The sequence below is a fragment of the Kordia sp. genome (assembly GCF_045105435.1).
Lineage (GTDB): Bacteria > Bacteroidota > Bacteroidia > Flavobacteriales > Flavobacteriaceae > Kordia.
In genome coordinates this window covers 1-10,854 of sequence record NZ_JBGCDL010000317.1, presented here as the reverse complement: position 1 = coordinate 10,854, position 10,854 = coordinate 1, and the positions used below count along the sequence as shown (strand labels likewise).

Sequence of the window (10,854 nt, the reverse complement as noted above, 5' to 3'; positions counted from 1 at the left end):
TAAAAAATGATCAATTTTGAAAATATTTAGACTTTTAGTTGTTTTACAACTAATCTTTATTACTTCTTGCACAAAAATAGTTGTTAAAAAGGAGATTGTATATCTGCAAACAGTTAATGATACTTTATTACAAGTAAATCTTCCGAAAGCAAATGGTGATCTTTATCGTTTTAAAATTTTAATAGACGACAGTATTTTTTCAACTCAAAAAAAATATAATCGTAAAAAATATTCATTTGAAAGATTTGACAGCATCTATAATATCCAACCAACATTCGAAAACAAACACATTGAAATAGGAGAGCATGATGAATATCTCCAAAAGATAGAACTTACTGATATTAGACTTACTCTAGATGCTACAAAACCAAAAAAAAGTTATCTTTTTAAAAGGTTAACACAAACATATCGAGATTTTAAATTAACTGGCTTCATAGGAAGTAAACATAATTTACAAATTTTCAATCTAGACTCAATCTGTTTACCTAGCTATGAATTGAACTTTTTTTCTGATGCATTAGAAATTTACCAAAACGAAGGTTATTTAGTAACTATTCAATTTGCCTGCTGTACCAGTACATCTACTTATAATCTATTTGATTTACGTGGCAATTATATATTAAGTTCTAATCATACTATCAAATCTATAGTTGCTAATGGAAAGCATTATTTCATAGGAGCTCTAAAAGATGAAATTTCTGATTATCCTGTAATTTTCATTCAAGATGATTCTAAAAACACTCAACAAATAAGTTTTTCAAACATCAATGCAAGTAATGTAGATAATATTCTTGGAGAGCATTTTTATCTAAAATTTAAAAACGAACATAGACCAAAGATTGAAACTGAGCCACTTTCATTAACCGAGCATGAACTTAAAAATTTAGACGATCTCGAAATCTGGATTCCATTCAATGAAAAAGACACCCTAAAAATTCCATTCAAAAACCAAAAAGCATTCGGCATAGATTATCCTCAACTAAAAGTTTCACTGCAAAATCAACCTTAAAACGCTCATTTTAAGAAAAATACAACATAATTTTATTATTAAAAATAAAACACTAACTTTGCGCCTTGAAATCCCAGAGCGGGATGAAGTTATGCAGCGTCAAAGTATTTTAATAGGTCGTAACGCTCCATGTAACTTCTCAACACAGCAAGAAGCTGTACGAACCTTTTAAAATTATAGTATGACAAAATTTGAAGAATTAGGTCTTCAAGATTCGCTTTTGCGCGCAATTCAAGATATGGGCTTTGAAACGCCTAGTGAAGTTCAAGAAAAAGCAATTCCATTATTACTTAACGAAGAAACTGATATTGTGGCACTTGCCCAAACCGGAACAGGTAAAACTGCCGCTTTTGGTTTTCCCCTTATTCAAAAAATAGACGCAAGTAGCCGCACAACGCAAGGACTTATTTTATCGCCAACGCGAGAATTGTGTTTACAAATTACCAACGAATTAAAAAACTACTCTAAATACGAAAACATAAATGTAGTCGCTATTTATGGTGGAGCTAGTATTACAGATCAAGCAAGACAAGTAAAGAAAGGTGCACAAATTGTAGTGGCAACACCTGGACGTATGCAAGATATGATTAATCGTCGTTTGGTTGATATTACTAAAATAGAATATTGTGTGCTTGATGAAGCAGATGAAATGTTAAACATGGGATTCTATGAAGACATTACTGCAATTCTATCACACACTCCAGACGATAAAAGCACATGGTTATTTTCGGCTACAATGCCAAGAGAAGTTTCTACTATTGCTAAAAAGTTTATGCACGATCCAAAAGAAATTACGGTTGGATCTCGTAACTCTGGTACAGACACAGTAAGTCACGAATACTACGCAGTAAGCGGAAGAGATCGTTATTTAGCATTAAAACGTTTGGCAGATGCCAATCCTGATATATTTTCAGTAGTTTTCTGTAGAACGAAACGTGATACACAAGCGGTTGCAGAAAAATTAATTGAAGATGGGTATAGCGCCGGAGCATTGCACGGAGATTTAAGTCAAAATCAACGTGATTTAGTGATGAAATCATTCCGTACACGTCAAATTCAAATGTTAGTAGCAACCGATGTAGCGGCACGTGGAATTGATGTTGACGATATTACACACGTAATTAATTACCAACTTCCTGATGAAATAGAAACCTATACGCACCGAAGTGGTCGTACTGGTAGAGCTGGAAAAACAGGAGTTTCAATGGTAATTGTTACCAAAAGTGAAATGCGTAAAATAAAATCGATTGAACGTAAAATTCAAAAGAAATTTGAGCAAAAAGCGATTCCAACAGGAATTGAAATCTGCCAAGTTCAATTATTTCACTTAGCAAACAAAATTCACAATACGGAAGTAAACGAAGAAGTAGAAAAGTTTTTACCTTCTATCAGCGAAATTTTCGAAGATACTTCTAAGGAAGAATTAATCAAACGTATGGTTTCTGTTGAATTTAACAGATTCTTCAATTATTATAACAAAAAACGCGATCTAAATCAGCCGAAAGGAAATAATGAAGATGGTTCATCTCGTGGAAGAAGTAATGAACATAGCACACGTTACTTTATCAATGTTGGTGAAAAAGATGGATACGATTGGATGCGTTTGAAAGATTTCTTAAAAGAAACATTAGATTTAGGACGTGACGATGTATACAAAGTAGATGTAAAAGATAGTTTTTCATTCTTTAATACAGATGTTGACAAGAGAGAAAAAGTATTAGCGCACTTCACTGACTTTAAAGTTGATGGACGTTTTGTAAATGTGGAAGAATCTACCAACACTGGCGGTGGCGGTGGCGGACGTCGTCGTAGAGATGGCGGCGGCGGAAGAAGACGCAGAGATGGCGGTGGCGGCGGAGATCGTAGAAGAAGTCGTAGAAGCGATAATAGCGCTTCATCTAATGGCGGAGATCGTAGAAGACGTTCTGGAGCTGGAGATAGCGGTGGCGGAAGCGAACGTTTTAGAGGACGATCTAGAAGAAAATAACCGTTAATATTGTTAATATTAAGTAAAAAGTGCGCTTTGGCGCACTTTTTTTAGTTTTGTTTAGTATTTTTATGCTAAAATTGGTCAATAAGGCTATTTTACAAAAATCGCATACATGAAAAAAGTATACACTTTTCTACTTTTATTTTTAACAATTACTACACTTTCCGCTCAGGAGATGAAAAAGCTGTATGCTAAAGTTGTCAACGATGCAGATGATAAAGTTATGAAAACGGTGCATGTTGTAAACTTAACAACTATTAAAGGTGTAATTACGAACGAAAAAGGAGAATTTGAAATTGAAGCCAAAGCAGATGATATGCTATTCTTTTCTTTTTTAGGATTCAAATCGATTAAAGTTCGTGTTACCAATGACATGTTAAAATACAAAGGCTCTTCTACAATTCGAATGACCGAGTTGGCGTACGCGCTTGAAAAGGTAATATTAACTCCATATCAACTCACAGGATATTTAGATATTGACGCTAAAAACGTTCCAATACGTCCAAATTATCGTTATAGAATTGCAGGACTTTCTACAGGATATGAAGCTGGTCAAAATGCGCCAGGTGCTATTTCTTCTGTGTTAGGAGCGATTTTTAATCCTGCTGATTTCTTAAAAAATCTATTCGGAAAAAAACCGAAGCAAATGCGAAAATTACGTCAAATGAAAGAAGACGATAAAATTCGTGAACTCTTAGCTTCTAAATTTGACCGACAAATGCTACGCGAATTACTACAAGTAGAACGTGTAGATATTGATGAAATTCTTTCGCTTTGTAACTACTCAAAAACATTCATTACCAACGCAAACGATCTACAAATTTTAGATGCAATTAATGATTGTTATGAAGAATATAAAATATTGAGTAGAACTAAGAAGAAATAAATTGTTGATTCTTGATTCTTGATTGTAAGTTCCTTTTTTCTAAAAAAAAACACAAAATTTCACTGTCTTTTTTGCCATTTCCTAAAACAAATTCAAACTAGTTATTAAGAAAATAGTTAACTCAATCGATGTAGTAACTGTTTTTTAATTCAATCTTAATTTTACAATATGATAATAGCGCAGTAACCTTTATATTGCAGGAATACTAATGTAAAATCACTTGCAAAATGAAGCAATTATTCGTCTTATTTTTCATTTCTCTTTTCTTTTTTGGATGCAAACCGAAAGTTTCTGAAACTCCTAAAACGACAACAAAAACACAACCTTTTATTTGGGAAGCTGCCAATGTGTATTTCATGTTGACAGATCGTTTTTATAACGGAAATACAAAAAATGATCGCAATCTCAATCGTACCAAAGAACCAGCAAAACTAAGAGGTTTTATGGGCGGAGATATGGCTGGAATTACACAAAAAATAAAAGAAGGTTACTTTGACGATTTAGGCATAAACGCAATATGGTTTTCTCCAGTATTAGAGCAAATTCACGATAGTACAAATGAAGGAACAGGAAATACATACGCTTTTCATGGATATTGGACGAAAGATTGGACACAGTTTGATCCAAATTTTGGAACCGAAGCCGATTTTAAAGAGTTAATTGAAACAGCGCACAAACACGGAATTCGAATTTTAATGGACGTTGTTATGAATCATACTGGTCCTGTAACCGAAAAAGATCCTGTTTGGGATAACAATTGGGTGCGAACAGCGCCAGGTTGTACTTATAAAAACTACGATACTGCGGTAAGTTGTACTTTGGTAAAAAATCTTCCTGATGTATTAACGAATAGCGACGAAACGGTCTCCTTGCCTACTCCATTGGTGGAAAAATGGAAAGCCGAAGGTCGCTACGAGCAAGAAATGAAAGAACTAGACGAATTCTTTCAAAAGACTGGTTTAGTTAGAAGCCCGAAGAATTACATTATTAAATGGTTGACAGATTATGTACGCGGATATGGCGTAGATGGTTATAGAGTTGATACAGTAAAACATGTAGAAGAAGGTGCTTGGAACGAATTAAACAAGCAAGCTAAAGTTGCTTTTGCAGCATGGAAAGCAGCCAACCCAGAAGCTGTATTGGACGATAGTGACTTTTTTATGTTGGGCGAATTGTATGGTTACGGAATTGACTCAAAACGTTTTTATGATTTTGGTGATAAGAAAGTAGATTATTATGCGAATGGTTTTGACAATTTGATCAACTTTCAATTCAAATATGATGCGAGAAAAGATTATGAAACCATTTTTTCTAAATACGATCAAATTTTACATAACGATTTAAAAGGAAAAAGTGTGATGAATTATATTAGTTCGCACGACGATGGCGATCCTTTTGACAAAGCACGAACAAAACCATACGAATCGGCAACGAAGTTATTACTAACTCCTGGGATTTCTCAAATTTATTATGGCGATGAAACAAAACGTCCATTAATTATTGAAGGTACAAACGGCGATGCAACCTTGCGTTCGTTTATGAATTGGGACATGATGAACGATTCAGAAACAAAAAAGCTACTTACACATTGGCAAAAACTTGGACAATTCCGAAAAGCACATCCAGCAATTGGCGCAGGAAAACATAGCATAATTTCAGAAAGTCCGTATGTTTTTTCAAGAAGTTTTAATACGGATAAAGTGGTTGTTGGATTAGATCTTCCGAAAGGAAAAAAAGAAATCAACGTTGGAAATCAGTTTAAAGATGGTACAACAATTACAGATCATTATTCTGGAAAAACAGCAGTTGTCAAAGACGGAAAAGTTAGTATCGATTCTGAGTTTTCTATCGCACTTTTGCACTAATACTTATGTTACTTGCGTGAAAAAAATCTTAGAAACTAAACGTTGCTACTTGCGTGAATTAACAATTGATGATGCAACATCATTTTATCGTTTAAATCTCGACGAAGAAGTATTACAATACACAGGTGATATTGCTTTTGAAAGCATCAATCATGCAAAGACATTTTTAGAAAACTACGATCAATACGAAAAATACGGAGTTGGAAGATGGGCAGTTATTCACAAAGAAACAAATGAATTTTTAGGTTGGTGTGGACTTAAACCTACAACAACAGCTTACGAATATGACATTGGTTTCCGATTCTTTAAAAAATACTGGAATCAAGGATATGCTACCGAAACTGCGAAAGCTTGTATCGAATACGGCTTTAATACATTGCAGATTGGAAGAATTATTGGCAGAGCCATGAAAGCCAATATTGCTTCTGTAAAAGTGCTAGAAAAAATTGATTTAGGCTACGAACGTGATTTTGATTTTGATGGAAATCCAGGAGTTATCCATTCCATAACAGCAGTTATTTAAAAAATAATACACATAAGCTTACGTTCTTGAAAACAACGCAATTCTATTTCCTTCCGAATCTATAAAAACAGCCATATAGTCTGTATTTAGAGAAATTAGTATTTTTCCTTGAACGATTGTTTCGCCTGTTTTTGGAATAATAGCGAGTTCATTCTCAACATCTTCTGAAGCAAAACAAAGCACTATACCATCTGTTTTGCTCGGAATGTATGATTTATATTTTATCAATGCGCCAGTATAACTTTTCAGACGCTGGCTTTGGAGGAAACCATCCATACAATAAACCTCCTAAATCTTGAACTTTAATGGAAACCTTAAAAACAGTTTCATAAAATTTTTGCGCGCGATTCAGATCCTCAACAGGAATTTCAAACCAGTTTACCATAATGCATTTTTTTAGGTACTTTCAGAATACTTTAACCTGACAAACAACTACTTACATGTAAAATGGAATATTAAATTTAAGTTTTTATTTTATCAATTCAAATTAAAAAGAAAAAAGGAGTTTTATAAAAATAGTAGGTTATCGTTAAAAAAATAGTAGTTTTAACTACCAAAAAACACCTAATCAGATGAAATACGATGCTAACACTGTAGATGCATATATTGCTCAACTTCCCGAAGAACGCCAAGAAGTAATTACTAAAATTAGAAGCATTTTTCAAGAAAATTTACCCAAAGGATTTACAGAAACTATTGGTTATAATATGCCAGCTTTTGTAGTTTCTCATGATACGTACCCAAACGGTTATCATTGCGATCCAAAATTGCCGCTACCGTTTATCAGTTTTGCTTCTCAGAAGAATTTTGTAGCCTTGTATCACATGGGAATTTACGCAAATAAAGAATTAATGGATTGGTTTGTTGGTGAATATCCTAAACATTGCAAACGCAAGTTAGACATGGGAAAAAGCTGTATTCGATTCAAAAAGATGGACGATATTCCGTATGATTTAATCACGGAATTGGCTGCTAAAATGGCGCCACAAGATTGGATTGATTTGTATGAAGCAAATGTTGTTAACAGATAACTCTAGAAAAAAACTAAAATCTTTTACCTATTCTGAAAAATTATAAATTTCAGATAGTTACATTTTTAAACAAACATAGATATTTGTAAAAACAAAGATTTTTCTTTCAATTAGTACCGTTAATCTAAATTTTTAAGCAAAATATCTAGCTTACTTTTTCATGCTAGCGCAAATTCTTTCGTTGCTGTTTTTTTATTTCTTTTGAGTAATTAATAAAAATCCTTAATTATGTCCTAGTTAAGTATAAAAGATCAGGTTATTACATTATTTATGACAATTCCTTCAATTGCAGCTTCTCTAATTTGCTTGATTTATAGTATTCTATTATTAATAGCCTAGTTATATTTTTTTAGTCAGCATTCAACTGATGATACCGCTTTAAAATATCATCAATACTTTTAATTGTTTTTTTGCACCAATCAAAACGTTTATCTAAAATTTCTTGTGTTGTTAATTGCCAAGGAATTTCAGAGTTTCGCAATAATGAGGTTGCATGTTGAATGGTAATTGCAGCCGAAACAGAAATATTCAAACTCTCCGTAAAACCAACCATTGGAATTTTTAAAAACTCATCTGCTTGCGATAGTACTTCTTCGCTCAAACCTTCTTGTTCTTTCCCAAAAAAGAAAGCCGCTTTTTGTGTAATATCAAAGTCATATAAATATTGAGAATCTTCATGTGGTGTCGTTGCTATGATACGATATCCTTGCGATTTTAACTGTTTAATACAGCTTTTAGTATCATTATATCGATGAATATCTACCCATTTTTGCGCTCCCATAGCAATTTCTCGGTCCATCTTTTTACCTAATTTTTCTTCAATTACATGTACATCTTGCAAACCAAAAACATCGCAACTACGCAATACAGCACTTGTATTATGTAATTGATATACGTCTTCTACAGCTACCGTAAAATGACGTGTTCGTTGCGCTAACACTTTGGAAAACAAGCCTTTTCTGCGTTCGGTAAGATATCCTTCTAAATGCGCTAATAAATCTTCATTAATCATGTTACAAAACTATTATAAAAACACTAGTATGCAAAATAATAAGATGTTTGTCAAATGGTGATAAAACAATTAATAAATTGATTATTTTAGTAACTCCAAAAAAATAATGAATGAAGTATATTTTCTCCTGTCTTCTCTCCTTTTGCAGCTTGCTTTCTTTTTCACAAGAAACAACAGAAGTGTTTGCTAAAAATGAAGATGTTAATGATGAAAAAGTGATTGCGTTTGGACAACGTTTTTCAGATTCTTTTTACGAAGAAGATTCAACATTTTTTATGGATAATTTTAATTTGGACAGCTTTGCCAAAAAAGTAATGTCTATCAATGAAGAAGTTTCTGAAAATATTGCTGTCAAAAAATTCAATTCAATATTTAAAGATGGTGTATTTTTTGACAAACTTCACTTATTTCCACAATCCATCCGAAAAGCCATTAAAGAGGATGCTTCGTACGGTATTGTAAATTATTATTATCACTTAGACGAACGAAAATATCATTTATTATTTCGAATGTATTCGGAAAATATCGGTGTAAACTACCACGATTATCAACTCAGTTTTGAAAATGAGGAATTTCAATTACAAGATGTTTTTGTATACACTACAGGGCAATATTTGAGTGAAACCTATCAAGATTTTTATCAGTTAAGTATTCCCAGTAAAGACACAAAAATTACTAGACAACGATTAAGAAGTTTGGTTTTTATCCGCATGTACAAGAACTTAATCAAAATGAAAAGATATGATAAAGCATTTAATCTCATTCAAAATTTAAAAGGAGAATTTACGGAGAAAAGAATCTACCATATTATAAAAATTGACATTGCTTCAAAATTTAATCGCGTCTTTCACATGCAAGCTATTGATGAATTGTTGAAGAAATTTCCGAACGATCCAACCACGAAATTAATGGCAATCGATTATTATGTAATGCTGAAAGATTACAATGCTACCATGCAACTTTTAGATGAACTGAAAGAAACCACCGAAGATGATTTTATAGAATATATTCGTGCCAATGCAGCATGGCAATTTGAAGATTATGAACTTGCCGAAAAAGCCTATGCTGAAATAATAAAAGAGTATCCAAATTTTGAAAATGCAAAACTAAATTTACTCTATTTGTACGATCAATTGGAAAAGCATGAAGACAATATTGTGCTATTAAATAGAATGATTGAGAGCGAAGAATACTTAAAAAAAGATTTGATCGAATATATTGACGATACCTCAAACGAATTTATAAACTTACCAAACGCACGTATTTATAAAAGATGGAAAAGAAAAAAATAGTTGTACTCACAGGTGCTGGTATTAGTGCCGAAAGTGGTATAAAAACATTTCGTGATGCAGATGGATTATGGGAAGGACACGATATTATGGAAGTGGCTTCGCCAGTTGGTTTTGACAAAAATCCGGCATTAGTGTTAGATTTTTACAATCAACGAAGAAGACAATTAACGGAAGTTAATCCAAATGAAGGACACAAAGCTTTGGTAACGCTTGAAACTAAATATGATGTTACGATTGTAACGCAAAATGTAGATAATTTACACGAACGCGCAGGAAGTTCAAAAATTATGCATTTGCATGGCGAATTGTCTAAAATGCGAGGTGTACACTATCCGTACAAAATTTACGATTGTCCAGGCGATATTTTCTTGGGCGACGTCTGCCAACGCGGTTCGCAATTGCGTCCACATATTGTGTGGTTTGGAGAAGATGTTCCTATGATTGAAACCGCTGTGGCGGAATGTACAGAAGCAGATATTTTGCTAATTATTGGAACTTCCATGCAAGTATATCCGGCTGCGAGTTTGATTAATTTCGTCCCACAAAATATTCCTATTTATTTCATTGATCCAAAACCTGCGGTAGACCGCCAAGCGTATCAAAACCTTACTGTTATTACTGAAAAAGCTTCTGTAGGAGTTGCCACTCTGGTGGAAAAGTTATTGGAATTTTAACAAATACCCAAAATCGAAAACTAAATTTCCTTTTTCGTAGTGTTCTCGACTGCGCTCGAACTGACATTTAACATTTAACATTTAACAAAAAAATGAAACTCGTAAAAAAAGATATCGAAAGTTGGATAAAACCCTTCGCGACTGTTATTGGTGACGGAGCGCCATTTGTTGATCCTAAGTTAAAAGAAACAAATGCAAGTAGCTATTTTATACAACGTACATTGCCAACTATTTTTGATAGTTATGCCATTGCACTACAACCTTTTACAATTCGAGGAGAGCTGCCAAAAGGTACAAGTGAAAATTTTCTCGAAGAGCTAACTAAAGTAAAATATACGCGCACAAGTTGGGTAGAATTGTACAAACTTAAAGAAGCTACTTTTGATCTGGATACCGCTATTTTAGATCTTTCCAATGGAAGAACTAGTTTCCCTTTATCAAACAACGTTTTTTTTCCAGCTGAAGGTTACATGGACGAAACCTATTTTGAAAGCTTTATCAATACTGTAATTAAATTTTATGGAGATCAGGAAATTGAAGCTTTTTATGTTTTTCTAGCAACCACAAATCAT

General features: G+C 33.2%; 12 protein-coding genes. 9 read left to right on the top strand and 3 right to left on the bottom strand.

Annotated features, from left to right (window positions below; translation table 11 throughout):
* Positions 1-16 precede the first annotated feature (16 nt).
* The 5 genes from AB8B65_RS16200 to AB8B65_RS16180 all read left to right on the top strand — a co-directional run bounded on the left by AB8B65_RS16200 (position 17) and on the right by AB8B65_RS16180 (position 6,273).
* Positions 17-1,009, top strand: a complete 993-nt coding sequence (locus AB8B65_RS16200) for a hypothetical protein (protein WP_405302314.1) — start codon at positions 17-19, stop codon at positions 1,007-1,009.
* A 181-nt stretch (positions 1,010-1,190) separates the two neighbouring features.
* Positions 1,191-2,996, top strand: a complete 1,806-nt coding sequence (locus tag AB8B65_RS16195) for a DEAD/DEAH box helicase (RefSeq protein WP_405302313.1) — start codon at positions 1,191-1,193, stop codon at positions 2,994-2,996.
* Positions 2,997-3,111: 115 nt separating this feature from the next.
* Positions 3,112-3,885, top strand: a complete 774-nt coding sequence (locus AB8B65_RS16190) for a carboxypeptidase-like regulatory domain-containing protein (protein WP_405302312.1) — start codon at positions 3,112-3,114, stop codon at positions 3,883-3,885.
* Between the two features lie 227 nt (positions 3,886-4,112).
* Complete coding sequence (locus AB8B65_RS16185; RefSeq protein ID WP_405302311.1) at positions 4,113-5,750, top strand: alpha-amylase family glycosyl hydrolase; 1,638 nt, start codon at positions 4,113-4,115, stop codon at positions 5,748-5,750.
* A gap of 16 nt (positions 5,751-5,766) precedes the next feature.
* Positions 5,767-6,273 (top strand): GNAT family N-acetyltransferase, encoded by a 507-nt coding sequence (locus AB8B65_RS16180; protein ID WP_405302310.1) that lies wholly within the window; start codon positions 5,767-5,769, stop codon positions 6,271-6,273.
* Positions 6,274-6,291: 18 nt separating this feature from the next.
* Here AB8B65_RS16180 and AB8B65_RS16175 read toward each other — a convergent pair whose 3' ends face one another.
* Together AB8B65_RS16175 and AB8B65_RS16170 are read right to left on the bottom strand one after the other, a co-directional pair.
* Positions 6,292-6,501, bottom strand: coding sequence for a VOC family protein (locus AB8B65_RS16175; RefSeq protein ID WP_405302309.1), 210 nt, complete (start codon positions 6,499-6,501; stop codon positions 6,292-6,294).
* The gene (locus AB8B65_RS16170; protein WP_405302308.1) at positions 6,488-6,658 is read right to left on the bottom strand and encodes a hypothetical protein; all 171 of its coding nucleotides are present in this window, start codon (positions 6,656-6,658) and stop codon (positions 6,488-6,490) included. The genes AB8B65_RS16175 and AB8B65_RS16170 overlap by 14 nt, the downstream gene beginning before the upstream one ends.
* 187 nt (positions 6,659-6,845) lie before the next feature.
* Here AB8B65_RS16170 and AB8B65_RS16165 point away from each other — a divergent pair, with 187 nt between their 5' ends.
* Positions 6,846-7,304, top strand: coding sequence for a DUF1801 domain-containing protein (locus AB8B65_RS16165; RefSeq protein WP_405302307.1), 459 nt, complete (start codon positions 6,846-6,848; stop codon positions 7,302-7,304).
* 349 nt (positions 7,305-7,653) lie between these two features.
* Here AB8B65_RS16165 and AB8B65_RS16160 read toward each other — a convergent pair whose 3' ends face one another.
* Positions 7,654-8,316: a TrmH family RNA methyltransferase gene (locus tag AB8B65_RS16160; RefSeq protein WP_405302306.1), complete on the bottom strand. Its 663-nt coding sequence runs from the start codon at positions 8,314-8,316 to the stop codon at positions 7,654-7,656.
* A gap of 110 nt (positions 8,317-8,426) precedes the next feature.
* Between AB8B65_RS16160 and AB8B65_RS16155 the strand changes: the two genes are divergently transcribed.
* The 3 genes from AB8B65_RS16155 to AB8B65_RS16145 all read left to right on the top strand — a co-directional run.
* Positions 8,427-9,608, top strand: a complete 1,182-nt coding sequence (locus AB8B65_RS16155; RefSeq protein ID WP_405302305.1) for a tetratricopeptide repeat protein — start codon at positions 8,427-8,429, stop codon at positions 9,606-9,608.
* Positions 9,590-10,282: an SIR2 family NAD-dependent protein deacylase gene (locus AB8B65_RS16150; RefSeq protein ID WP_405302304.1), complete on the top strand. Its 693-nt coding sequence runs from the start codon at positions 9,590-9,592 to the stop codon at positions 10,280-10,282. The genes AB8B65_RS16155 and AB8B65_RS16150 overlap by 19 nt, the downstream gene beginning before the upstream one ends.
* Positions 10,283-10,374: 92 nt before the next feature.
* Positions 10,375-10,854: hypothetical protein (locus AB8B65_RS16145; protein ID WP_405302303.1), on the top strand; the 480-nt coding region annotated here is incomplete at its 3' end.

Excerpts from the sequence above, each read along its gene's own strand:
- AB8B65_RS16195 (WP_405302313.1), top strand. The coding sequence starts at position 1,191 with ATGACAAAATTTGAAGAATTAGGTCTTCAAGATTCGCTTTTGCGCGCA.
- AB8B65_RS16190 (WP_405302312.1), top strand. The coding sequence starts at position 3,112 with ATGAAAAAAGTATACACTTTTCTACTTTTATTTTTAACAATTACTACA.
- AB8B65_RS16185 (WP_405302311.1), top strand. The coding sequence starts at position 4,113 with ATGAAGCAATTATTCGTCTTATTTTTCATTTCTCTTTTCTTTTTTGGA.
- AB8B65_RS16170 (WP_405302308.1), bottom strand. The coding sequence starts at position 6,658 with ATGGTAAACTGGTTTGAAATTCCTGTTGAGGATCTGAATCGCGCGCAA.
- AB8B65_RS16165 (WP_405302307.1), top strand. The coding sequence starts at position 6,846 with ATGAAATACGATGCTAACACTGTAGATGCATATATTGCTCAACTTCCC.
- AB8B65_RS16160 (WP_405302306.1), bottom strand. The coding sequence starts at position 8,316 with ATGATTAATGAAGATTTATTAGCGCATTTAGAAGGATATCTTACCGAA.
- AB8B65_RS16155 (WP_405302305.1), top strand. The coding sequence starts at position 8,427 with ATGAAGTATATTTTCTCCTGTCTTCTCTCCTTTTGCAGCTTGCTTTCT.
- AB8B65_RS16150 (WP_405302304.1), top strand. The coding sequence starts at position 9,590 with ATGGAAAAGAAAAAAATAGTTGTACTCACAGGTGCTGGTATTAGTGCC.